Annotated in this window: 26 protein-coding genes; 19 read left to right on the top strand and 7 right to left on the bottom strand. The window is 75.0% G+C overall.

The window, feature by feature from the left end; translation table 11 throughout:
• Positions 1-547 (top strand): molecular chaperone DnaJ (locus tag MLV88_RS20235; protein ID WP_243338509.1); only part of this gene is annotated, 547 nt, incomplete at its 5' end.
• An 18-nt stretch (positions 548-565) separates the two neighbouring features.
• On the opposite strand, the gene MLV88_RS20230 is transcribed toward MLV88_RS20235, so the two are convergent.
• Positions 566-1,180 (bottom strand): DUF938 domain-containing protein, encoded by a 615-nt coding sequence (locus MLV88_RS20230; RefSeq protein WP_243338507.1) that lies wholly within the window; start codon positions 1,178-1,180, stop codon positions 566-568.
• Between the two features lie 102 nt (positions 1,181-1,282).
• Here MLV88_RS20230 and MLV88_RS20225 point away from each other — a divergent pair, with 102 nt between their 5' ends.
• The 5 genes from MLV88_RS20225 (at position 1,283) to MLV88_RS20205 (ending at position 7,543) form a co-directional block, all read left to right on the top strand.
• Positions 1,283-2,455, top strand: a complete 1,173-nt coding sequence (locus MLV88_RS20225) for a hypothetical protein (RefSeq protein WP_243338505.1) — start codon at positions 1,283-1,285, stop codon at positions 2,453-2,455.
• 4 nt (positions 2,456-2,459) lie between these two features.
• Positions 2,460-3,227 (top strand): acyl-[acyl-carrier-protein] thioesterase, encoded by a 768-nt coding sequence (locus MLV88_RS20220; RefSeq protein ID WP_243338503.1) that lies wholly within the window; start codon positions 2,460-2,462, stop codon positions 3,225-3,227.
• A gap of 115 nt (positions 3,228-3,342) precedes the next feature.
• The gene (locus tag MLV88_RS20215) at positions 3,343-4,872 is read left to right on the top strand and encodes a transglutaminase-like domain-containing protein (protein ID WP_243338502.1); all 1,530 of its coding nucleotides are present in this window, start codon (positions 3,343-3,345) and stop codon (positions 4,870-4,872) included.
• A 132-nt stretch (positions 4,873-5,004) separates the two neighbouring features.
• Positions 5,005-5,415 (top strand): methylmalonyl-CoA epimerase, encoded by a 411-nt coding sequence (gene mce / locus MLV88_RS20210; RefSeq protein ID WP_243338501.1) that lies wholly within the window; start codon positions 5,005-5,007, stop codon positions 5,413-5,415.
• A 274-nt stretch (positions 5,416-5,689) separates the two neighbouring features.
• Positions 5,690-7,543 (top strand): TIGR04551 family protein, encoded by a 1,854-nt coding sequence (locus MLV88_RS20205; RefSeq protein WP_243338500.1) that lies wholly within the window; start codon positions 5,690-5,692, stop codon positions 7,541-7,543.
• Between the two features lie 251 nt (positions 7,544-7,794).
• Here MLV88_RS20205 and MLV88_RS20200 read toward each other — a convergent pair whose 3' ends face one another.
• Entirely contained in the window at positions 7,795-8,199 is a 405-nt protein-coding gene (locus MLV88_RS20200; protein WP_242340818.1) for an OsmC family protein, read from the bottom strand.
• A gap of 127 nt (positions 8,200-8,326) precedes the next feature.
• Between MLV88_RS20200 and argH the strand changes: the two genes are divergently transcribed.
• The 9 genes from argH to MLV88_RS20155 all read left to right on the top strand — a co-directional run bounded on the left by argH (position 8,327) and on the right by MLV88_RS20155 (position 15,873).
• On the top strand, positions 8,327-9,730 hold the full coding sequence (gene argH / locus MLV88_RS20195) for an argininosuccinate lyase (protein WP_243338499.1): 1,404 nt from the start codon (positions 8,327-8,329) through the stop codon (positions 9,728-9,730).
• Positions 9,727-9,942, top strand: coding sequence for a hypothetical protein (locus MLV88_RS20190; protein ID WP_243338498.1), 216 nt, complete (start codon positions 9,727-9,729; stop codon positions 9,940-9,942). Before argH ends, MLV88_RS20190 begins: the two co-directional genes overlap by 4 nt.
• Entirely contained in the window at positions 9,939-11,207 is a 1,269-nt protein-coding gene (gene lysA, locus MLV88_RS20185; RefSeq protein ID WP_242356553.1) for a diaminopimelate decarboxylase, read from the top strand. Before MLV88_RS20190 ends, lysA begins: the two co-directional genes overlap by 4 nt.
• A gap of 104 nt (positions 11,208-11,311) precedes the next feature.
• Entirely contained in the window at positions 11,312-12,199 is an 888-nt protein-coding gene (gene dapA, locus MLV88_RS20180; RefSeq protein WP_243338497.1) for a 4-hydroxy-tetrahydrodipicolinate synthase, read from the top strand.
• 26 nt (positions 12,200-12,225) lie between these two features.
• The gene (dapB, locus tag MLV88_RS20175; protein ID WP_242340823.1) at positions 12,226-13,032 is read left to right on the top strand and encodes a 4-hydroxy-tetrahydrodipicolinate reductase; all 807 of its coding nucleotides are present in this window, start codon (positions 12,226-12,228) and stop codon (positions 13,030-13,032) included.
• Positions 13,029-13,781: a fumarylacetoacetate hydrolase family protein gene (locus tag MLV88_RS20170; protein ID WP_242340824.1), complete on the top strand. Its 753-nt coding sequence runs from the start codon at positions 13,029-13,031 to the stop codon at positions 13,779-13,781. Before dapB ends, MLV88_RS20170 begins: the two co-directional genes overlap by 4 nt.
• Positions 13,782-13,808: 27 nt before the next feature.
• Positions 13,809-14,300, top strand: a complete 492-nt coding sequence (gene folK, locus MLV88_RS20165; RefSeq protein ID WP_243338496.1) for a 2-amino-4-hydroxy-6-hydroxymethyldihydropteridine diphosphokinase — start codon at positions 13,809-13,811, stop codon at positions 14,298-14,300.
• A 48-nt stretch (positions 14,301-14,348) separates the two neighbouring features.
• Positions 14,349-15,227, top strand: a complete 879-nt coding sequence (locus MLV88_RS20160) for a tetratricopeptide repeat protein (protein WP_243338495.1) — start codon at positions 14,349-14,351, stop codon at positions 15,225-15,227.
• A 40-nt stretch (positions 15,228-15,267) separates the two neighbouring features.
• Positions 15,268-15,873 carry a glutathione S-transferase family protein gene (locus tag MLV88_RS20155; RefSeq protein WP_242341146.1) on the top strand — a complete coding sequence of 202 codons (606 nt, stop codon included), beginning with the start codon at positions 15,268-15,270 and terminating at the stop codon, positions 15,871-15,873.
• A 22-nt stretch (positions 15,874-15,895) separates the two neighbouring features.
• Here the strand turns inward: MLV88_RS20155 and MLV88_RS20150 are convergent, their stop codons facing one another.
• Positions 15,896-16,516: an FmdE family protein gene (locus MLV88_RS20150; RefSeq protein ID WP_242341147.1), complete on the bottom strand. Its 621-nt coding sequence runs from the start codon at positions 16,514-16,516 to the stop codon at positions 15,896-15,898.
• A gap of 87 nt (positions 16,517-16,603) precedes the next feature.
• Between MLV88_RS20150 and MLV88_RS20145 the strand changes: the two genes are divergently transcribed.
• Positions 16,604-17,281, top strand: coding sequence for a DUF2238 domain-containing protein (locus MLV88_RS20145; RefSeq protein WP_243338494.1), 678 nt, complete (start codon positions 16,604-16,606; stop codon positions 17,279-17,281).
• Here the strand turns inward: MLV88_RS20145 and MLV88_RS20140 are convergent.
• Positions 17,278-17,988 (bottom strand): class II aldolase/adducin family protein, encoded by a 711-nt coding sequence (locus tag MLV88_RS20140; protein ID WP_242341149.1) that lies wholly within the window; start codon positions 17,986-17,988, stop codon positions 17,278-17,280. The genes MLV88_RS20145 and MLV88_RS20140 overlap by 4 nt on opposite strands.
• Positions 17,988-19,019, bottom strand: a complete 1,032-nt coding sequence (locus MLV88_RS20135; protein WP_242341150.1) for a KpsF/GutQ family sugar-phosphate isomerase — start codon at positions 19,017-19,019, stop codon at positions 17,988-17,990. Before MLV88_RS20135 ends, MLV88_RS20140 begins: the two co-directional genes overlap by 1 nt.
• An 87-nt stretch (positions 19,020-19,106) precedes the next feature.
• On the opposite strand from MLV88_RS20135, the gene fsa reads away from it, so the two are divergent.
• Positions 19,107-19,754: a fructose-6-phosphate aldolase gene (gene fsa, locus MLV88_RS20130; RefSeq protein WP_242341151.1), complete on the top strand. Its 648-nt coding sequence runs from the start codon at positions 19,107-19,109 to the stop codon at positions 19,752-19,754.
• 114 nt (positions 19,755-19,868) lie between these two features.
• On the top strand, positions 19,869-20,084 hold the full coding sequence (locus MLV88_RS20125; protein WP_242341152.1) for a hypothetical protein: 216 nt from the start codon (positions 19,869-19,871) through the stop codon (positions 20,082-20,084).
• Positions 20,085-20,136: 52 nt separating this feature from the next.
• Here the strand turns inward: MLV88_RS20125 and MLV88_RS20120 are convergent, their stop codons facing one another.
• Together MLV88_RS20120 and MLV88_RS20115 are read right to left on the bottom strand one after the other, a co-directional pair.
• Positions 20,137-20,583, bottom strand: coding sequence for a hypothetical protein (locus MLV88_RS20120; RefSeq protein ID WP_242341153.1), 447 nt, complete (start codon positions 20,581-20,583; stop codon positions 20,137-20,139).
• A 101-nt stretch (positions 20,584-20,684) separates the two neighbouring features.
• Positions 20,685-21,524, bottom strand: a complete 840-nt coding sequence (locus tag MLV88_RS20115; protein ID WP_243338491.1) for an esterase/lipase family protein — start codon at positions 21,522-21,524, stop codon at positions 20,685-20,687.
• 194 nt (positions 21,525-21,718) lie between these two features.
• On the opposite strand from MLV88_RS20115, the gene aroF reads away from it, so the two are divergent.
• A complete protein-coding gene (gene aroF, locus MLV88_RS20110) occupies positions 21,719-22,735 on the top strand; it encodes a 3-deoxy-7-phosphoheptulonate synthase (RefSeq protein ID WP_242341155.1) in 1,017 nt (338 codons plus the stop codon).
• Positions 22,736-22,737: the final 2 nt, after the last annotated feature.

Raw genomic sequence — 22,737 nt, 5'->3', positions numbered from 1 at the left:
CGCCGGGGCCGCCGTCCCGCGCGCGGCCCCGCGCTCCTCGCCGCCTCGACCGCCTCGAGACGCCCCTCGCCCGCCGCCGCGCGGCCCTCCGCCTCGCCCCACCGCGCGCGAGGCCGCTCCCGCCGCGCCGCCGCGCTCCGCCTACGCCGCCCGCGAGCCGCTCCCGCGCCGCCGCCTGCGGCTCGCCGAGCTCCTCTACTACTCGGGGCGCGTCCCCTGGTCCGCGTTCGTCGAGGCCATCGCCTGGCAGCGCGCGCAGCGTCCGGCGCTCGGCCGGATCGCGGTCGAGCTCGGGTTCCTCGACTCCGCCACGGTCGCCGCGGTGCTCGCGCGCCGCCGCGCGGAGGGCGCGACCGGCGAGCGGTTCGGCGAGTACGCGCTCCGCACGGGCTACCTCACGCGCCTCCAGCTCCTCACCGCGGTGGGCCGCCAGGGGCGCATGCAGCGCCGGATCGGCGAGTACTTCCTCGAGCGCGGCTGGCTCGATGCCCGCGCGCTCGCGGCGGCCTGCGCGGAGCTCGCGGGGCACAACGCGCGGTTTCCGTAGGCGAGCAAGCCCCCGCCGTCACCCGCGCCGCCACACGACGAGGAGATCGCCCTCCTCCGGCATCGCCACCACCGCATCGAGCGCGAGGTCGTGGCGGGCGGCGAGCGCCTCGAGCGCCTCGAGCTCCCGCACGCCGAGCGCGGGGTCGTGCGCGCGGAGCTGCGCGTCGAGCCGCGCGAGCCGGCCTTCGAGCGGGGCCCCGCGCCGCCGGAACGGGCCGTACACCGCGAGCGGTCCCCCCGGCGGCAGGACGCGCGCCGCGCCGCGGAAGAGCGCCTCGCCGCACTCCGGCGGGGCGACGTGCAGCACGTTCACGCAGAGCACGGCGTCCGCAGGGCGCGCCTGCCAGAGCGGGAGCCGGACGTCGTAGTTGAGCGGCCCGAGCAGGTTCGCGAGGCCGGCCTCGGCCGACCAGGCGCGGATGCTCGCGCGCGCCTCCAGGTCCGGATCGGACGGCTGCCACTCGAGGGAGGGGAACGCCCGGGCGAGGTACACCGCGTGCTCGCCCGTACCGCTGCCGAGCTCGAGGACGAGGCCGCGCGGCGGCAGGACGCCCCGGAGCGCCGAGGCGATCGCCTCGCGGTTGCGCAGCGCGGCGGCGGCGGTCCGCTTCACCGCCGCATGATGGCCCACCTGGGCTCTCTCGCGCGAGCGTCCGCAGGCCGCGCGGGGCTCCCCGGGGCGTCGCTCGCATGGGAGAGCGGGAAACGCTAGAAGGGCCAGGGAAGGGATGAATTGACCACGCCTCGCCACCGCGCGCCCGGACGCGCCGCGCTCGTGCTCGCCCTCGCCGTCGCGCTCTTGCTCGGCGCGTGCGCCGGCCGGCGCGGCGGCGCGGCGCCCCCGTCCCGGCAGCGCTTCGAGGTGCCGGGCCACGGCGAGCTGGAGATCGCGCTCCCGCCCGGCTGGAAGGCGAGCTCGGCGGAGGGCGAGGAGCCGATCGCGCTCACCGTCCGCCTCGAGCCGCGCGACGCGAAGGCGGGCGGCGGATTCATGGTGCTGCTCACGCCCTTCTGGAACCCCCCGCCGACCGCCGAGGAGGCCCCCGCGAGCCCCGAGGCATTCGGCGCGGACGCGCAGGGCGACACCGCGCAGCTCCTCGCCGAGCTCGCCCGCCGCAAGGCGCTCGCCACGAGCGTCGAGCAGGAGATCGCGCTGCACGAGCTGCGCGGCGAGCGCGGGGTGCACGGCTACTGGTTCGCGGCGACCGACAAGGCGTTCGCCGCCCGGGAGCCGGGCGAGGGCGAGTGGCGTCACCTCCTGCAGGGCGCGGCCGCGGTGGGCGACATGATCCTCGCCTTCACCCTGCTCGACAACGCGCCCGGACCGCAGCGCGAGGCGGTGCTCGAGGTCGTCCGCGGCGCGCGGCACGTCCCGGCGTCCGCCGGCGGGAGCCCCGCCGCCCCCAAGAGCGGCGCGATGCGCTTCACGCCCGATCCCGAGGCCGAGACCGAGCCGCTCTCGGTCGCCTATCCGGGCCGCGCGTTCACCGTGCTGGTGGACCTCCCCGGCTTCGAGATGTTCGAGCCGCGGCCCGCCGAGGACGGGGAGGGCGTGCTCGTGCTCGGACGCCATCCGCAGAGCGGCCTCGTCGCGTCGGTGACCCTGCGCGACGCGCACGGGGCCGCCGACGCCGGCGCCTGCCGCGAGCGCATCCTCGAGCGGATCCGGAAGAGCGCGCCCGACCTGCGGGAGCTCGCGCTGTCCGACGCGAGCGGAGGGGCGCGCGCCGCCTACGTGCTGGACGAGCTGCGCGGCCGGAAGATCCGCCAGCAGCACGCCCACCTCTTCCTCTGGCGCGAGGGCGTGTGCGTGAACGTGCAGGTCTCCAAGGCCGATCCCGAGCCGGAGGACACGGGACGCATCGACGCGATCCTCACCTCGGTCCGGTTCGGCGCTAGCCTGTAGCTCCATGCAGACCCACCGCCAGCGCTTCGGCGTCCACACCTACGAGGTGGACGCCTTCGGGACCATCGCGATCGCCGCCCTGTCCGGCTACCTGCAGGAGGTCGCCGGGCAGCACGCGGCCGCGCTCGGGGTCGGGCTCGACGTGCTCATGCCGCGCGGGCTCACCTGGGTGCTCGCCCGCCAGCGCATCGAGAACCCGGTGCCCATCGTCCTCGGCGACCGGCTCGAGATCGAGACCTGGCCCGCGGGCATCGACCGGCTCGCCGCGCTGCGCGACTTCGTCGTGCGCCGCGCGGACGGCGCCGAGGTCGCGCGCGCGACCACCCAGTGGTTCGTGCTCGACCTCGCCACCCGGCGGCCGGTGCGGCCCGCCGACGTGCTCGACGCGCGCTTCCCGCGCGAGCCCTCGGCGCCGGTGCTCACCCTCGAGCCCGGCAGGCTCCCCGAGCTCCGCGAGTGGGAGCACCAGAAGCGGTTCCACGTGCGCTACGGCGACATCGACGTGAACATGCACGTGACGAACACGAGCTATCCGACCTGGGCGCAGGAGGTGGTGCCGCGCGAGGTGTTCCGCGCCCGGCGGCTCGCCGACCTCGAGGTGCAGTTCCTCGCCGAGGCGCACTACGGCAGCGCCATCCTCTCGCGCCTCGCCCCCGCGGGCGAGGGCCGGTACGCGCACGCCATCGTGCGCGAGGAGGACGAGAAGGAGCTCGCGCGGCTCGTGACGCGCTGGGTACCTCGGCCGGAGGCGATCCTCCCGGCCGCTCGCTAGCCGGCACGCCGCGCGGAAACCTCGACCGCGTCCAGCCGTCGGTGGGGCGGGGCGCAGCCCCGTTGATTGCCGCGGCTTTCTGGTAGAACGCCTCTCCGAAGGAAGGACACGCACCATGAGACCGCACCTCCTCGCCGCCGGCGCCGCCGCAGTCGCCCTCGTGCTCGCGGGCTGCCCCGAGCAGCGGGCCGCGGCCGCGAAGCCCCCGCGCCCGCCCCGCGGAGAGCTCGCCGCCGGCGCCGCGGCGCTCCCGGACGCGCTGAGCGTCCCGAGGCCCCCCGGCCCGGAGTGGTTCGGCCTGTACCTCGTGGGCAAGAAGGCCGGCTTCACGAAGGTCCAGCTCGCGCGCGAGCTGCGCGACGGCAAGGACGTCCTCGTCGGGCGCAGCGAGACGCTCGTGCGCGCGAACGTCGGCGGCAAGACGGTGGAGCGCCGCCAGGAGGAGGAGCGCATCTACGAGGCGCGGCACCAGGGGCCGCTCGTGGCCGTCCGCGCGGTGTGGGCGGGCGACGGCGGCGACCGGACGGTGTCCGGCACCTGCGCGCGCGCGGTGTGCAAGCTCGTCGAGGAGACGCCCGCCGGCCGGCAGGAGCGCACCGTCGAGGGCGTCACCGAGACCGCGGAGCTCGCGGACGGCGTGCGCCTCGCGGCGGCGCGGCGCGGGACGGTGCGCGGCAAGCAGCTCGACCTCGAGAAGCTGCGCGTGAAGGAGATGCAGGACGTCTTCCTCCGGCGCGAGACCATCGCCGGCGGCGGCGTGCAGGAGGAGGTGTCGGTCGTCGCCGAGTCGGAGGCGGGCGACCGGCTCGCGGCCGAGTACCGCGTCGCGGACGACGGGCGGGTGGTGGAGATCCGGCTCGGCGAGGCGATCGTGGCGCGGCCCGAGCCGGAGGAGGCCGCCCGCAGCCTGGACCAGGTGGACCTCTTCGCGCTCGCGCGCGTCCCGCTGCCGCGCCCGCTGCCGCGCGCCGTCCCGGCGACGATCGTCTACCGCCTCGCCGGGCTGCCGCCCTCCTTCCAGAAGGGCGACGCGCGCCAGCGCTTCGGGCGCGGCCGCGCCGGGGAGACGCTGCTCACCGTGGCGGTGCGCCCGCCGCTCGCCGCCGACCCGAAGAAGGACACCCCCCTCTCCCGCGCCGCCCAGGGCGCGAGCGCCGACGATCTCGCCCCGTCGCCGCAGGCCGACTCCGACGAGCCGGCCATCGCGGCGCTCGCGAAGAAGATCGCCGGGAACGCGCCAGGCGCGTACGCGGCGGCCCAGCTCCTCTCCGAGGACGTGTACCGCCGGCTCGAGAAGGCTTACGGCGCGAGCCACGACCGCGCGAGCGACGTGCTCGCCGCCGGCCGCGGCGACTGTACCGAGCACAGCGTGCTCCTCGTCGCGCTCGCGCGCGCGCTCGGGATCCCGGCGCGCGCGGTGCACGGGCTCGTCTACGCGCGCTACGAGGACGGGCAGGACGCGCTCTACTGGCACGCCTGGGTGGAGGTGCGGAGCGCGGGCGAGTGGATCGCGATGGACCCCACCTTCGGCCAGCCCGTCGCCGACGCGACGCACCTGGCGCTCGGGTCCGGACCCCAGGTCGACACCGTCGGGCTCCTCGGCGCGCTGAAGGTCCTCGGGGTCGAGGTGAAGTCCGGGAAGTGACGCCGCTCGCCCCCGCCCCTCGTCCGGGCGGGCGGCGCCATGCGCTATCATCCCACCTCCCTCGCGCCGAAGGCCGCTCATGCCGGGCGCCGCGCCGCTCGCTCGCGGCGCCGCGAGGCGCACGGAGGCCTCATGAACGGGCTCGACCACGTCGCCATCCTCGTCGCCGACCTCGACGCCGCGATCCGGCTGTACCGCGACGTCTACGGCCTCGAGCTCGCCGAGGTGGAGGAGGTCCCCACCGAGCAGGTGCGGGTCGCGATCTTCGGCCACGGCGCGGGGCGCATCGAGCTCGTCTCGCCCTCCGGCCCGAGCAGCCCGATGGCGAAGGCGATCGAGAAGCGCGGGGAGGGGCTGCACCACGTGTGCCTCGAGGTGCCCGACATCGAGCAGGCGATGGCGGCGCTGCGCGCGCAGGGCGCGCCGCTGCTCGACGAGAAGCCGCGTCCCGGCGCGGGCGGCTCGAAGGTCGCGTTCGTCCACCCGAAGGGCAGCCGGGGGGTGCTCGTCGAGCTGAAGCAGGGCGGCGGCGACCACCGCTGATCGGCGCGCGCTCCCGGTCCCGCCGCCGGGGGGCGTCCTCGCTCCTCGCGCCCGCGGCGCGCGCCTGACTCGAAGGCCCTCGGGTGCGTGCGCCCCGGCGCGCGTCCGCGGGGCGTTCTCCGGGCCCGGGCTCCTGCGCCTCGGATCTCCTGGAGGCCTGCGGCGCATTCCCCGCGCCCCTCGGGCCGCGCTCCGTCATCGGGGTTGACCGACCGCGGGAACGCGTGTTGTATCACCGCGTTTCGTCCTGCCCTCCTTTCAAGGGGTCACCTGCATGTCCCGTCTGCTCGCCGCCCTCGCGGCACTCCTCCTCCTCGCCGGCGCGGCGCGCGCGCAGGACGACAAGAAGTCGGAGGAGACGAAGGGCACCGAAAAGCCCGCGACGGACCTGCCGCCCGAGACCAAGGCCGCGATCCAGCGCGAGGTCGAGCGGCTGAAGGAGGACCTCCGCGACGAGGTCCGCGCCGAGATCCAGGGCGCCCAGTCGGCGGCGGAGTTCATGGGCACCGTCGCCGAGGGACCGAAGCTCGAGTTCTTCGAGCTCGACGGCTACTACCGCGTGCGCGGGCAGCTCTCCGACGATCTCGCCCTCGGCCGCGCGCCCGACGCGTCGGGCCACTACCTGTACCCGGTCCCGGTCTTCAACCCCGACCCCACCGCCGGCGTCCGGCCCACGCGCGGCACGATCGCGACCGCGAACATGCGGCTCCGCCTCGAGCCGACGCTGAACGTCTCCGAGCTCGTCCGGGTGCGCGCGCAGATCGACGTGCTCGACAACTACGTGCTCGGCTCCTCGACGAGCAAGCTCTTCGACGATCCGTACAGCCCCTTCCCGGCGCAGTTCTACGGCAGCACCCGCCAGCTCTACCCGAACGACCCGACCGCCGATCGCGACCCGATCCTGCCGAAGCGGGTGTGGGGTGAGGTGCAGACGCCGGTCGGCCTGCTCAGCTTCGGCCGCATGCCGTCCGAGTGGGGGCTCGGGCTCCTCACGAACGCGGGCGGCGGCGTCGACGAGGACTACGGCGACACGGTCGACCGCATCCAGTTCGCGCTCCCGCCCGTGCAGACGCCCATCGGCGCGCTGACGCTCGTCCCCATCCTCGACTTCGAGACGGAGGGCGCGCTGCGCCCGGATCCGCGTTTCGGCGCGGGCGTCGGCCAGCCGTTCGACGCCGACTCCTCCGACGACGCGCGCACCTGGGCCGTGAAGGCCGCGCGCGTCGACACCGACGACGAGATCCGGCGCAAGCTCGACCGGAACGAGTCCTCGTTCAACTTCGGCGCCTACTACAACTACCGGACGCAGCGGGACTCGATCCCGGCCTGGGCGCAGGACGGCTTCGGCGCCGAGCTCGACCCGTCCTCCTCGCTCGCCGTGGGCCGGCGCCGCAGCTACGGCCACGTCCTCGACCTCTGGGTGCGCGTGCTCACGCAGCGCTGGCGCGTGGAGGCCGAGGCGGTCGGCGTCTACGGCCACATCGGCCAGGCGTTCACGGTCGGTCCCGCCTCCGACACCGACCCGACGCTCACCGTCAAGCCGGTCTCGCGGGTGGAGCTGCGCCAGTGGGGCGGCAGCCTCGTCACCGAGTACAAGGCCATCCCGAACAAGGTCACCCTCGGCGGCGAGTTCGGCGCGGCCAGCGGCGACGACGCGCCGGGCTTCGGCAACATCCCGAGCCGCTTCAACGCGGACGGCTCGCTCCCCGGCTACGGCACCTTCGAGGGCCCCCAGTTCAACGGCACGAACGACCGGAGCATCCGCAACTTCCGGTTCAACCCGGCCTACAAGGTCGACCTCATCCTGTTCAGCCGCATCCTCGGGCAGGTGACCGACGCCTGGTACGTGAAGCCGAAGATCCGCTGGGACATGTTCCCGGGCCTCGCGCTCGACGCGCAGCTCGTCTACTCGCAGGCCATCTCCGCGGAGTCGACCCCGAGCTCGACGGGGCCGGGCACCGGCACGAACCGGCTCGGGCTCGAGGCGGACACCATGCTCACGTACACCTCGGGCGCCGGCTTCCAGGCCTACGGGCAGTACGGCATCCTGGAGCCGTTCGGCGCGTTCGGGCCGGGTGAGCTCTCCCGCGCCCACCTCCTCGCGTTCGGTCTCGTCGCGAAGTTCTAGAGGGGACCCCGCGAAGCAGGCACGCCCGGCGGTGTCTGAACGGGGGCTGCGCCCCCGCCCCCGCCGGCGACTGACCGCCGCCGCCGGGGGCCCCACCCCTGCTCGGCGGGGCCCGTGAACGGTCGCGCCCGCTGTCGCGGGTTCGCGACCGTTCCCCGCCGGAGGGGCTTCGCCCCTCGCGCTAACCGACGGGACGCGCGACGGCCTGCGTCCAGCGGGCTCGAATCTCGCCGTGACGAGCGGCCTCCCGGTCAGCCGGCGACGACCGTGCGCACGTCGAACCGCGGCTGGGCCTGGATCGCCTTCTTCACGGCGCACTGATCGGCCACGCGCACGAGCGCGTCGCGGTACTTCTCCGGGAAGCTCGGCGGGACCTCGATGTCGAGCTCGACCCGCGCGAGCACCCCGGTCTCCTCGTCGAAGTGGTTCCGCTGGCGGATCCGGATGCCGTCGGTCGGCAGCTCGCGCTTCTGGCAGAAGCCGAGGACGTAGATCCCGGCGCAGGTGCCGATGGCCGCGAGGAACAGCCCGAAGGGCGCGGGGGCGGAGTCCTCGCCGCCGCCCGAGGCGGGCTGATCGGTGCGGATCACGTGCTTGCCGATCTGGGTGTCGACCTTCTTGTTCCCGGGGAAGGTCACGATCATCTCGCTCGCCATTCGCAGGTCTCCTCGTCGTCTCGGGTCGGGTTTCCGGGCGCGATGCTCGCCGCGCTCTTGCGTGCGAGCCAGGGGAAATCGCAGGGATTCCTGGGGCAGCGCGGGTGTGCTAGCGTCGCCGACCCCGATGAGCCCAAAGACGAAGTCGAAGCCCGTGTCCCGCGCCGCGCTCGCGGGCGAGGCCGATCCGCGCCTCGTCGCGCTCTCCGTCTCGATCCAGGACGACGGCGCGCTCTACGCCGAGGACATCCGGGGCAGCCAGGCCCACGTGACCATGCTCGCCGAGCGGGGGATCGTCCCGAAGGCGGCGGCGCGCCGCATCGTGGCCGCCCTGGATCAGGTCCGCGAGGAGTTCGCCGCGGGCAAGATCCGGCTCGACCCGGCCCTCGAGGACGTGCACACCCACGTGGAGCGGCGGCTCGGCGAGCTCGTCGGCGCGGACGCGGGCTACCTCCACGCCGGCCGCAGCCGGAACGATCAGGTCGCGCTCGACGAGCGGCTCTTCATCGTCGGCGCCTGCGACCGCTGCGACGCCGCGCTCGGGCGGCTCCAGCGCGCGCTCGTCACCCGCGCGCGCGAGCACGAGAAGACCATCCTCCCCGGCTACACGCACCTGCAGCGCGCGCAGCCCGTCTCCCTCGCGCACCACCTCCTCGCCCACGTCGAGGCGTTCGCGCGGGATCGCGACAGGCTCGCCGACGTCCGCCGCCGCGCGGCGGTGTCGCCGCTCGGCTCGGGCGCGCTCGCCGGCACGACGCTGCCGCTCGACCGCGAGGCCACCGCGCGGGCGCTCGGCCTCGCCGGCGTGACGCAGAACTCGCTCGACGCCGTGTCGGACCGCGACAGCGCCATCGAGCTCCTCTTCGCCTGCGCCCTCGCGGCGGTGCACCTCTCCCGCGTCGGCGAGGAGATCGTGCTCTGGACCACGAAGGAGTTCGGCTTCATGTCGCTCGCCGACGCCTTCGCGACCGGCTCGTCGCTCATGCCGCAGAAGAAGAACCCCGACGTGGGCGAGCTCGCGCGCGGCCGGGCAGGGCGCGCGATCGGCGACCTCGTCGCGCTGCTCGCCATCGTGAAGAGCCTGCCGCTCTCGTACAACCGGGACATGCAGGAGGACAAGCGTCCCCTCATCGGCGGCCCCGAGGCGCTCGTCCTCACCGCGGACGCGGTCGCGGGCGCGATCGAGACGGCCACGTTCCACGCCGACCGGATGGAGGAGGCGCTCGGCTCCGGCGAGGCGCTCGCGACCGACGCGGCCGAGTACCTGGTCGAGCGCGGCGTGCCGTTCCGCGAGGCGCACGAGGCGGTCGGCAAGGCGGCGGCGTTCTCCTCCGCCGAGCGCCGCCCGCTCGCGAAGCTCACCGCCGAGGAGTGGCGCCGCTTCCACCCCGCGTTCGAGAAGGACGTGCTCCGCTGCTTCGACGCGCGGAGGAGCCTCGCCCGCCGGGAGCTCCCCGGCGCCCCCGGGCCGAAGCAGGTGGCGCGCCAGCTCGCCCGCTGGGAGAAGGTGCTCGCGAAGGAGCCGCGGTGAGCCGCCTCGGCGCGCTCGGCGTCGCCGCCTTCCTGGCCGGCTGCGGCGTGAAGGCGCCTCCGCGGCCGCCCGGGGTCGAGCGCGAGCAGACCCCGCCGCCCCCGACCCCGGCGACGTCCCCCGCCTCGGCGCCGGACCCGACCTCGCCCCCGACCCCGACCTCGGCCCCGACCTCGACCGACGGCGCGCCCGGCGCGCAGCCCTGCCCATGAACCACTTCCAGCGCAAGAAGGGCGTCCTGCACGCGGAGGCGATCCCGCTCGAGCGGCTCGCGGAGCGCTACGGCACGCCGCTGTACGTCTACTCGACGGCGACGCTCACACGGCACTGGAAGGTGCTGCACCGCTCGCTCGCCGGCATCCGCCACGTCGTGTGCTACGCCGTGAAGGCGAACGCGAACCTCGCGCTGCTCGCGCGCTTCGCGAAGCTCGGCTCCGGGTTCGACATCGTGTCGGCCGGCGAGCTGTACCGCGTCCTCAAGGCGGGCGGCGACCCGCGCAAGGTGGTGTTCAGCGGCGTCGGCAAGCGCGACGACGAGATCGCCTTCGCGCTCGAGTCCGGCGTGCGCGTGCTCAACGTGGAGAGCGCGGGCGAGCTCGCGCGCGTCTCGATCGTGGCGCGGCGCATGGGCGTCCGCGCGCCCATCGCGCTCCGCGTGAACCCGGACGTCGATCCCAAGACGCACCCGTACATCTCGACCGGGCTCCGCGAGAACAAGTTCGGCGTCTCGGTCGAGGAGGCGCGGCGGCTCTACCCGCTCGCCGCGAAGGACGAGGCGCTCCACGTGGTGGGCGTCGCCTCCCACATCGGCTCGCAGATCACGAGCGTGAAGCCGTTCCTCGACGCGATCGACCGCGTCCTCGCGCTCGCGCGCGAGCTCGAGAAGCAGGGGATCCCCCTCGCGCACCTCGACGTGGGGGGCGGGCTCGGCATCCGCTACAAGGACGAGGACCCGCCGCACCCCGACGAGTACGGGGCCGCCATCCGCAAGGCGCTCGCCCGCTGGAAGGGCGAGGTGCTGCTCGAGCCGGGCCGCGTGCTCGTCGGCAACGCCGGCGTGCTCGTCACCCGCGTGCTCCACGTGAAGCGGAGCGGCCGCAAGACGTTCGTGGTGGTGGACGCCGCCATGAACGACCTCGTGCGCCCGGCCTTCTACGAGGCGCACCACGACCTCGAGCCCGTCGGCCGCCCCCGCGAGGGCGAGCGCGAGATCGTGGCCGACGTGGTGGGGCCGATCTGCGAGTCGTCGGACTTCCTCGCCCGCAAGCGCCGCATGCCCGAGCCCGTGCCGGGCGACCTCCTCGCCGTCCGCTCCGCAGGCGCCTACGGGTTCGCGATGTCGTCGAACTACAACGCGCGGCCGCGGGCCGCCGAGGTGCTCGTGGAGGGAGATCGGGCGTTCCTGGCCCGCCGCCGCGAGACCTACGCGGACCTCGTCCGCGGCGAGGAGCCGGCGCCCGCGCCCGAGCGGGTATGAGCGGTCGCCCCGCCGCGTGAGGCCGGCGCCACCGCGCCGGTTTCCGCCTCTGACCGGATCGGATACATTTTTCGCCTCTCTCTCCTCGCCGAGGTCAAAGCCGCATGCCGCGTCTCGAAGGCTCGATGGTGGCCATCGTCACCCCGATGAAGGACGGCGCGGTCGATCTCCGCGCCCTGCGCGAGCTGACCGAGTGGCAGATCGCGGAGGGCACGGACGGCATCGTGCCCTGCGGCACCACCGGCGAGGGGGCCACGCTCACCCCCGCCGAGCGCGCCGAGGTCGTCCGCGCGGTCGTGGAGGTCGTCCGCGGCCGGGCCCTCGTCATCGCCGGGGCCGGCTCGAACGCGACCCACGAGGCGATCGAGGGCGTCAAGGCCGCGAAGGCGCTCGGCGCGGACGCCGCCCTCGTCGTCACGCCCTACTACAACAAGCCGACGCCGGAGGGGCTGTACCGGCACTACCAGGCGATCTGGGAGGCGACCCGCTTCCCGGTCATCGCCTACAACGTGCCGGGCCGGACCTCCGTCGACATGGGACCCGAGACCGTGGCGCGCCTCGCGAAGGCGGGCGCCATCGTCGGCATCAAGGAGGCGACCGCGAGCATGGACCGGCAGGTCCAGCTCGTGGAGCGGATCGGCAAGGACGCGATCGCCTTCCTCTCCGGCGACGACTTCACCGTGCTGCCCTACATCGCCTGCGGGGGCCACGGCGTCATCTCGGTCATCTCCAACATCGCGCCGCGCGCGATGAAGGACCTCGTGGTCGCGGCGCGGGCCGGCGACTTCGGCCGCGCGCTCGACCTGCAGGTCCGGATGGCCGACCTCAACCGGGCGCTGTTCGTCGAGACGAGCCCCGGGCCCGTGAAGGCGGGGGTGGCGCTCCTCGGCCGGGCGAGCCCCGAGCTCAGGCTCCCGCTCGCGCCCATCTCCGAGGCGAGCCTCGCCAGGGTGCGCGAGGCGATGACGCGGTTCGGGCTGAAGCTCGCGTGAGGCCCTCGCGGGCCGGAGGAAGGGTGATGGTGAGAGTGGTCGTGACCGGCGCCGCCGGGCGGATGGGGACGCAGATCGTCCGCCTCGTGGCCGGCGACGAGGGGCTGAAGCTCTCCGGCGCGGTGGAGCGGCCCGGGCATGCCGGCCAGGACGCCGGTACGCTCGCGGGGCTCCCGCCGCTCGGGGTCGCGGTCGCCGAGGATCTCGCCGCGGCGATCGCCGGCGCGGACGTGGTGATCGACTTCACGAGCCACGAGGCGTCGGCGCGCAACGCCGAGGTCTGCGCGGAGAAGGGCGTCGCGCTCGTCATCGGCTCGACCGGCTTCACCCCGGAGGCGAAGGCGCGTGTCGCGGCCGCGGCGCGGAAGGTCCCGATCGTCCTCTCGCCCAACATGAGCGTGGGCGTGAACGTGCTGTTCGAGCTCGTGCGCCAGGCCGCGAAGACGCTGGGCGACGCCTACGACGTCGAGATCGTCGAGATCCACCACAAGCGGAAGCGCGACGCGCCCTCCGGGACGGCGGTCGCGCTCGGCGAGGTCGCCGCGCGGGCGCTCGATCGCGATCCGGCCGACGCGCTCGCGTACACACGCCACGGCATCCTCGGCGAGCGCCCGCCCTGGCAGATCGGCATCCAGACCTTGCGCGGCGGCGACGTCGTCGGCGAGCACACGGTGTTCTTCTGCGGCGAGGGCGAGCGCCTCGAGCTCACCCACCGGGCGACGAGCCGCGAGCAGTTCGCGCGGGGCGCGGTGCGGGCGGCGCACTGGGTCGCGGGGCGGCCGGCCGGTCTCTACGACATGGCCGACGTGCTCGAGCTGCGGAGCTCGAGGTGAGGATCTGCCGCTTCCGGCACCGGGGGCAGGATCGCTACGGCGTCGTCGAGGGCGGCGAGGTCCGGCCGCTGAACGCCGCGCCGTGGGCGGGCGGGCTCCCCGAGGGGCGGGCGCTCCCGCTCGCCGAGGTGACCCTGCTCGCGCCCGTGGAGCCGTCCAAGATCGTCTGCGTCGGGCGGAACTACCGCGCCCACGCGCGCGAGCTCGGCAACGAGCTCCCCGCGCAGCCGCTCCTCTTCCTGAAGCCCCCGACCTCGGTCGTCGGTCCGCAGGAGGCGATCCGCTGCCCGGAGCAGTCGAGCGAGGTGCACCACGAGGCGGAGCTCGCCGTCGTGGTCGCGCGGCCGCTCTCGCGCGCCACGGCCGCCGAGGCGCGCGGCGCCGTGTTCGGGTACAGCTGCCTGAACGACGTCACGGCGCGTGACATCCAGCGGGAGGAGAAGCAGTTCACCCGCGCGAAGGGCTTCGACACCTTCTGCCCGATCGGACCGTTCGTCGAGACGTCGCTCGACCCGCTCGATCTCCCCGTCGTCTGCCGGGTCAACGGCGCCGAGCGGCAGCGCGGCTCGACGCGGGACATGACCGTCGACCCGTTCGCGCTCCTCGCGTTCATCTCCCAGGTGATGACGCTCCTGCCGGGCGACGTCGTCGCCACCGGCACCCCCGAGGGCGTGGGGCCCATCCGGCGCGGGGACTGGGTCGAGGTGGACATCGCCGGGATCGGGGTGCTCCGCAATCCCGTGGTCTGAGCCCAGGCGGCGTGTTAGGGCAGGCGCATGCGCGCCTACGTGGCCGTCGGCACGAACCTCGGCGACCGCTGGGGGCACCTCGCGCACGCCGCGCGGGCGCTCCGGACCGAGCCGCGAGTCGCGGTGCTGCGCGGCTCGCGCGTGTTCGACACCGCGCCGGTCGGGCCGCCGCAGCCCCGCTACCTCAACGCGGTGCTGGAGCTCGAGGCGGAGCTGCCCGCGCCCGCGCTCCTCGAGGCGCTCCAGCGGGTCGAGCGCACCTGCGGCCGGCGCCGCACCGGCGTCCGCTGGGCGGCCCGCACGCTCGATCTCGACCTCCTGCTCCTGGGCGACCAGGTGATCCGCACGCCCGAGCTCCTGGTGCCACACCCGGGGCTCATCACGCGCCGCTTCGTGCTCGCGCCCCTCGCCGAGCTCTGCCCGGACCAGGTCGTGCCCGGCACCGGCCAGACCGTCGCCCGGCTCCTCGCGGCCGCGCCGCCGGGCGACGTGGTGCCGATCGGAGTTTACCCCATGTGAATGTGCCGGCGGAGCCGCTCCGGCTCCGCCTCGCCTCGAGCCCCACCGATGATCCCCCGCGCGCTCCTCCCCGTCGCCCTCGCCTTTGCGCTCGCCGCCTGCGAGCGCGAGCCGCGCACCATCGTCGCCGCGCCGGCCGATCCGCCCCGCCCGACGGGCGGCGTCCCGGCCCAGCGCGCCGACGCGCCCCCGCCCTCGCCCGCCGCGCCGCCGCCGGCGGGCGCGCCTGCCGCGCCGGCGCCCGGGGCCGGTGAGCCGCAGGGGCTCCCGTCGTCCTCGCAGCTCCTCGCCCAGGTCGAGGCGATGAAGGGGCAGCTCGCGACCGCGCCGAAGCCGCTCGAGATCCTGCGCGCGCTCGGAGACCTCTACTACCAGGAGCGCCGCTACGCGGACGCGATCGGCTGGTACGACCAGGCGATCGCGGTCGCGGAGCCGGCCTGGAAGGACTACCTGGCGCTCCCGGCGGCCGTGCGCGCCAGGGAGCCCAGCCCCGCGGTGAAGCAGGAGTGCACGCGCTCCGAGAAGCGCGGCTTCGAGCCGCTCGTGCGCGCGGCAGAGGCACGCGCGCGGCGCAAGGACGGGGCGGGCGCGGCGTTCTGCTACCGCGCGGCGCTCGAGCCGTCCATCGGGGCGCGCATCCAGCGCGCGAACGCGAAGCTCCTCGCGGGGGACGCGCCCGGGGCCATCGCCGACCACGAGGAGGTGCTCGCGCGGATCCCCGACCAGCCCGACGCCATGTACTTCCTCGGCCTGGCCCTCGCGGAGACGGCGAACGGGAACATCGGTCAGCTCGAGCGAGCGCGCGCCCTGTGGAAGCGGGTGGGCGAGGTGCAGCCGAACGGTCCCTACACGGATGGTCTCATGATGGCGACCGGCGAGGTGGAGCGGCGCATCGCGGCCGCCCAGTCGGCCCGCATGAGCCGATGAGCCTCGCGCGGCCGCGGCCGCGCGGCTACAACGGACGGCCATGCCCAAGCTCTATTACGCTCCCCGCACCCGCGCCTCGCGCCCCCGCATCGTCCTCGAGGAGCTCGGCATCCCCTACGAGCTCGTCCGGCTCGATCCGGCGAAGGCCGAGACGCGCACCCCCGAGCACCTCGCCCGCCATCCGCTCGGCCACGTGCCGGTGCTGGAGGACGGCGAGGTCCGCATCTTCGAGTCCGGCGCGATCTGCTTCTGGCTCGCGGAGCGCTACGGCGAGGGGAGGCTCCTGCCGCCGCCCGGCTCCCCGGGACGCGCGCTCGCCTACCAGTGGCTGTGCTTCGCGCTGTCCGAGCTCGAGCCGCCGCTCGCGCCGCTCGCCGCGGAGCTGAAGAAGGCCGAGCCGGAGCGGGACCGCGCGTGCGTCGAGCGGAGCGCGGCCCGGTTCCACGCCGCCGCGAAGGCGGTGGACGCCGCGCTCTCGGGCCGCGACTTCCTCCTCGGAGACGAGCTCTCGGTCGTGGACGTCGTCGTCGCGGCGATCCTCTCGTACGGGAGGTTCCTCTGCGGCCTCGAGGGCATGCCGACGGCCGACGCGTACGTGCTAAGGCTCCGCGGCCGGCCGGCCTGGAAGCGCGCCACGGCGGACTGACCGGGAGCGACTCCGGCGAGGCTCAGCGGGGCGGGAGGGCCCTCCGCTCCGCGCAACGGAGGCAGAGCCGCGCCTCGCCGCGCTCCCGCACGTAGGGCAGCAGGACCCGGTCGCCGCAGGCGTCGCAGGGCACCGTCCGGAAGGACGGCGTCCCGTCCTCGAGCTCCATGGGGAAGACCGGGCTCACCGAGAAGAGCCGGTCCTCCGCGGTCGCGCGCACGAAGCCGAGGAGCGGCTCCAGCACCTCGTCGGGCACCGGTGCCCAGGGCTGTCCCCTGGCCTCGCAGACGCGGAACCACTCGCTCGACTCGAGGGCCTCGTCCACCTCGCCGCGCACGGCGACGCGGACGGCCCTGCGGCGGCGCTGGTCGACGAGCGTGAGGCCGAGCTTGCCGTGCGGCACGCGGACGATCAGGTCCTTGCCGAACGTGCACCCCGTCGCGACCTGTACACCGTCCGCGAAGCCCTGGCCGTAGTGATCGCCCCCCACCTCGACCATGGCGAACAGCTCGCGCTCCACGGCGCGCGGGGTCTCGAGCGCGCCGAGCGCGGCGTGGCCGGCCCGCAGACCGAGCGCGAGCGGCGGGCAGGGGTGGCCGTGCAGCAGCTCGCCGCACTCGAGCTCTCGCTTCGGTCGTTGCATGGGTCGGGACGCCTCCGCGCGTGGGAGCCGGGGGCTCCGGATCCGGTGCAGATTGACGGAGCGTTCGCTGCACGGGACGATGCGGCCATGCCACCGACCGCCGCGCCCAACCCGCCGGACGCCGCCGTCCCGGAAACCCTCCTTCGTCCGGCGGGGCGCGCGGGCCCGGCCGCGCTCGCGGTGGCGCTCCTCGCGCTCGCCGTCTCAGGGATCGGCCCCAAGGACCGGCTCACCTGGCTCATGGAGGTCGCGCCGGTCCTCGCAGCGCTCCCGGTGCTCGTCGCCACGCGCCGCGCGTTCCCGCTCACGCCGCTCCTGTACGCGCTGCTCGCGGTCCACGCCGCCATTCTCTGCGTCGGCGGGCACTACACCTACGCCGAGGTGCCGCTCGGCTTCTGGGCGCAGGACGCGCTCGGGCTCGCGCGCAACCCCTACGACCGGCTCGGCCACCTCGCGCAGGGCTTCGTCCCGGCGCTCGTCGCGCGCGAGGTGCTGCTCCGCACCTCGCCGCTCCGGCGCGGGCGCTGGCTGTGCGTGCTCGTCACGGCCGTCGCGCTCGCCGTCTCCGCGCTGTACGAGCTCGTGGAGTGGGGCGCTGCGCTCTCGCTCGGCCAGTCCGCCGACGCGTTCCTCGGGACGCAGGGGGACCCGTGGGACACGCAGTGGGACATGTTCATGGCGCTCCTCGGCGCGCTGGCCGCCCAGCTCGCCCTGGCCCGGGTGCAGGACCGGCAGCTCGGGGCGCTCGAGGTCCGCTCGCCCTAGCGCGGTGGCCGGCCGGCCGCGGCGAGCACCTTCGCGATCGCCTCGGCGGGGAGCGGCTCGCACCGCCCGGCGAGCCGCGCCACGAGCGCCACGCGCGCCACGCGCTCGAGCGTCTCCATCCGGTCGAAGGCCTCGTCGAGCGTGCGCCCGAGGGCGAGCGCGCCGTGGCGCTCGAGGAGCACCACGTCGTGGCGCGGCCACAGGGGCGCGAGCGAGGCGGGCACCTCGTCGGTCCCGGGGGTGGCGAACGGCGCGACGGCGATCTCGCCGAGCGTGACCGCCGCCTCCGGCACGAGGTCGTTCGGCGGCGGGATCCCGGCCACCGTGAGCGCGACCGCGGTGACGGGGTGCGCGTGCACGACCGCGGCGACGTCCTCGCGCGCGGCGTAGGCGGCGAGGTGCATGCGGAGCTCGGTCGAGGCGCGCCCGCCCCCCGTCACCACCGCGCCGCGCCCGTCCACCACCACGAGATCGCCGGGGGCGAGGTAGCCCTTGTTGGCGCCGGAGGGCGTGACGAGGAACCGGTCCGGGCCGAGGCGGACGGAGACGTTGCCCTCGCCCGCGCCGATGAGGTCGCGGGCGTGGAGCCGGCGGCAGATCTCGACGACCGCCGCGCGCAGCGCGCGCTCTCCGGCCGCGGCGTTCCGCGGCGCGGCGTGAGGCTGCGCGCGGCGGGGCGCGCGGGCGGCGGGGCGGCGGCGCGCCATCAGAGGATCTTCGCGGCGAGGAGGTCCTGCACGTCGAGGAGCCCGACCGGGCGGCCCTCCTCGTCGACCACCGGGACCTGGTCGATGCGCGCCTGGCGGAGGACGCGCGCGGCGTCCACCACGAGCGCGTCGGGGCGGACGGTGCGGGGGTTGCGGCCCATCGAGGAGGACACCGGGCGCGTGAAGTCGGTCTCGCCGTGCTCGACGAGGCGGCGCAGGTCGCCGTCGGTGAAGATGCCGACCAGCTTGCCCGCCGCGTCCACCACGCTCGTCGCGCCGGGCCGGCCGGGCGTCTCGGTCATCCGCGCCACCGCGGCGGAGAGCGGCTGGTCCTCGCGCACGACCGGGTTCGCCTCGGCGCCGCGCATGAGCTCGCGGACCTTCATGAGCCCGCGGCCGAGCTTCCCGCCGGGGTGGAAGAGCGCGTACTCCTCCTTCTCGAAGGGCCGGTTCGCGAGCACGGTCATGGCGAGCGCGTCGCCGACCGCGAGCAGCACGGCGGTCGAGGCGGTGGGCGCGAGGCCCATCGGGCAGGCCTCGGCGACGTCGCCGATGGCGAGGACGAGGTCGGCGGCGCGCGCGAGCGGGTTCACGCGGTCGCGCGTCACGGCGACGACCCGCGCGCCGATCTTCTTGAGCGCCGGCAGGAGGCGGAGGATCTCCTCGGTCTCGCCGGAGTTCGACAGCGCGATGACGACGTCGTCCTTGGTGATCCGGCCGAGGTCGCCGTGCGCCGCCTCGGCGGGGTGGACGAAGTGGGAGGGCGTGCCGGTGGAGGCGAGCGTGGCGGAGATCTTCTGCGCCACGAAGCCGGGCTTCCCCATCCCGGTCACGACCACCCGGCCGCGGCACCCGAGCACCCACCGGACCGCCTCGGCGAAGCGGTCATCGAGGCGCACCGCGGCGATGGCGCGCGCCTCGGCGTCGAGCACCGTACGGCCATAGTCGAGCAGGGAGCGATCGGAGTGCGCGGGCCGCTTCGCGCGCGAGCGGGGGAGGCGAACCACGCGGGCCTTCGGTCGGCTGGCCATGAGGGTGCGCGCGATATAGCACTTTCGCGCCTCTTGCGGCAGCGCGGGCCGGTGCGCTATGGGACGCCCCTCCGGAGGTAGCCCACGATGCAGTTCTTCATCGACTCCGCCGACGTCGGCGAGATCAAGAAGGCCCTCGCCCTCGGCCTGTGCGACGGCGTGACGACCAACCCCTCGCTCGTCGCCAAGACCGGCCGGGCGTTCGACGAGGTCCTGAAGGAGATCGTGGCGCTCGCCCCCGGTCCCATCTCGGCCGAGGTCACCGCCACCGACGCCGAGGGCATGCTCCGCGAGGCGCGCGCCTACGCCAAGTACGGCGACCAGGTGGTCATCAAGATCCCGCTCATCGTCGAGGGGCTCCGCGCGGTGAAGGTGCTCTCCGACGAGGGCGTGAAGACGAACGTCACGCTCTGCTTCTCGGCGGTGCAGGCGCTCCTCGCCGCCAAGGCGGGCGCGACCTACGTGTCGCCCTTCGTCGGCCGCCTGGACGACATCTCGCAGGACGGCATGGCGCTCATCGCCGACATCCTGCAGATCTACCGGAACTACGACTTCGACACGAAGGTGCTCGTCGCCTCGGTGCGCCACCCGGTGCACGTGCTCGAGGCGGCGCGGCTCGGCGCGGACGTCGCGACGATCCCCTACTCCGTCATCGAGCAGCTCGCGAAGCACCCCCTCACCGACAGCGGCCTCAAGAAGTTCCTCGCCGACTGGGAGAAGGTGCCGAAGAAGTAGCGCGGCGGGCTCCGCCCTCCGTCCGGCGCCGCCCGGCGCCCCGCGTGCCGGGCGCTCCCCCGATGCGCATCGTTCGCCCGTGCCGCGTCCTCTCGGGCCGCGGGAGGAGGGAACATGCCATCGCTCGCCCGTCCGTCCGCAGTCCTGGCCGCCGTCGTCGCGTTCCTCGCGCCCGTCCTCGTGCTCGCCCAGGCCGCCGATCCGGCCGCCGCCACGAGCGCCGGGTTCGGCTGGGTCTGGATCGTCGCCGCCGCGGCGATCGTCATCGCGCTCTTCTGGATCGTCTTCTCCGGTCGCCGGGGCCCGACGCCCCCCGCGCGCCGATCCTGACGTCGCCGCCCGCTCGGGCAACCCGGCCGGCCGCCCCCTTCCGCGGCCGGGATCAGCCCAGCGTCACGCGGAACAGGCGGCGCTCGACGTCGTCGATCATCGCGACGAGGTCCTCGCGGCCGATGCGCACGCGGTCGGCGTGCTCCTTCAGGCCCAGGCACTTCTCGGTCACCAGGCGGACGAGCAGGTGGAGGGCCGCCCCCTCGGCGGGAGTCTGCAGCCGGTGAGCGTCCTCGGCGAGGCGCCGCTCGACGCCCTCGAAGTCGCGGAGGAGGTCGAGGCGCGCGAGCTCGAGCGCGAAGCGCAGCACGTCGTCGCGCGGCCGCTCCGCCGCGCCGGCCGACCAGCGCGCGCGCAGCTCCTCGGACACCCAGTCCAGGAACGGCGGCGGCCACGCCTCGAGCTCGCGCGCGAGCTCGCCCGCGAAGCGCTCGAGGACGTACGCCTTCACCGGCTGCTTCTCGCGCTCGTAGAGGAAGTCGAAGCGGCGGTCTCGCACGTGCCCGAGTGTAGCGCGAGCCGGCCGCGGCGCGTCGCACGCGGCGGCGCGGAGCGGGCGAAGGTGATTCGTCTGCGGGCGGGCGCGGCCCCCCGCCGAGCTCAGGCGGCGTCGGTGCCCGGCTCCTTGCGGGCGCCGTTCGCGGCGCGCTCCGCGCGGCCGCCCCGCATCGCGGTGAGCGGGCCGCGCACCACCGGAGCCTCGCTCTCGCCGGCGCGGATCTCGCGGAGGAGCACCTCGTAGACGCGCTTCCCCGTCACGAACGTCCGGTGATCGCCCTTCACCTCGACGTTCACGAGGTGCGGGAGCCCGTGCGTCTCGATCACGCCGCTCGGGAACGGGGCCCAGCCGTCGCGGCGCGACCAGATGGACGCGAGGCGCACCTGCGCCGGCCACGGGCCGTCGTGGAGCCGCTCGAGGAACGCGCTCCCGGGCAGCATCTGCCAGACGGAGCGCGAGACCCCGCCGAGCGGCAGGCCGAGGTAGGCGAGGGGCGTGCCGTGGTGCGGGGTGCCGAGCGTCACGACCGCGCGCGTGCGCCGCCAGCCGCCGAGCCGCTTCACGTAGTACGCGGCGACGAGGCCGCCCTTCGAGTGGCCGACGATCGTGAGCGGCCCCATGCCCGGGTTCCGGGCGTAGATGCGCTCGACCTTCGCACGCACGAGGTCCGCGACGTCGTCGATGCCGCGGGTGTTGAAGGCGCCGCCGAGGCCGCCGAGGCGGAGGGAGAAGACGCCGTAGCCGTCGCGCCGCAGGCGCCGCTCGAGGATGTCGAAGGTCCGGCGCGAGGCGAAGAAGCCGTGCAGCAGGAGCACCGGGCGCGGGCAGTGCGCGAAGTCCGTGCGCTTCTCGATCCGGTCCGCCGTCCCGGGCAGCTCGAGCGCCGCCGCGATCTCGTCCACCTGCCGCGCCGCCCGCCGGATCATCCGAAGGAGCTTCATACGGAGCGCCTCCCGAAGGTCAGTCTAATACGCCGCACGGACGGCGGCAGGGGGGCGCACCTGACGAGCGGGTCCGTACGGGGGAGGACCGAGGCCGCCCGCCTCACCGGCCGCGCGGGGTCCGGGCGGCGCGCCCGTCCTTGAGTGGGTCGCTCCCACGCGCTAAGACTCGGAATTCCCTGCCGGAGGTTCCGATGCTCGTGGTCATGAAGCCGCACGCCAGCGAGGGCGAGGTCGCCGCCGTCGTGGAGCGAGTCCGCTCCCTCGGGCTCTCCGCCCACCCCATCCCGGGCGCCCAGCGAGTCGCCATCGGCATCACCGGCAACAAGGGGGGCCTCGAGCCGGAGCTCTTCGAGACGCTCCCCGGCGTGCAGGAGGCGCTGCGCGTCTCGCAGCCCTTCAAGCTCGTGTCGCGCGAGGTGAAGGAGGAGGACACGGTCATCGACGTCGGCGGCGTCCCGCTCGGCGGGAACGCGCTCGCCATCATGGCGGGGCCGTGCTCGGTCGAGTCGAAGGATCAGCTGCTCGAGGCGGCGCACGCGGTGCGCGCGGCCGGCGCGCGCTTCCTCCGGGGCGGCGCCTACAAGCCGCGAACGAGCCCCTACGAGTTCCAGGGGCTCGCCGAGGAGGGCCTGAAGCTGCTCGCGCTCGCCCGCGAGGAGACGGGCCTCAAGGTCGTGACCGAGGTGATGGACGTCGAGACGCTGCCGATGGTGGCGGAGTACGCCGACGTCCTCCAGATCGGCGCGCGCAACATGCAGAACTTCTCGCTCCTGAAGCAGCTCGGCACGCTCGGGAAGCCCGTGCTCCTGAAGCGCGGGCCGTCCGCCACGATCAAGGAGTGGCTGATGGCGGCCGAGTACGTGGTCTCGCGCGGCAACTACCAGGTGGCGCTCTGCGAGCGCGGGATCCGCACGTTCGAGACCATGACCCGCAACACGCTCGACCTGAACGCGGTGCCGGTGCTGAAGGCCCTCACGCACCTGCCGGTCGTGGTGGACCCCTCGCACGGCATCGGCCTCCGCGCCCACGTCGCGGCGATGGCGCGCGCCGGCGTCGCGGCGGGCGCGGACGGCCTCATCATCGAGGTGCACCCGCGGCCGGAGAAGGCCCTCTCCGACGGGCAGCAGTCCCTCACGCCGCGCGAGTTCGACGAGCTCATGCGGCAGGTGCGCGTGATCGCCGGCGCCGTGGGGCGCGCCGTCGCCTGAGC

This window comes from Anaeromyxobacter soli (genome assembly GCF_022808855.1).
GTDB lineage: Bacteria > Myxococcota > Myxococcia > Myxococcales > Anaeromyxobacteraceae > Anaeromyxobacter > Anaeromyxobacter soli.
Note: the sequence above shows the minus strand (reverse complement) of the source record. Positions and strands in the feature narration are given on the sequence as shown.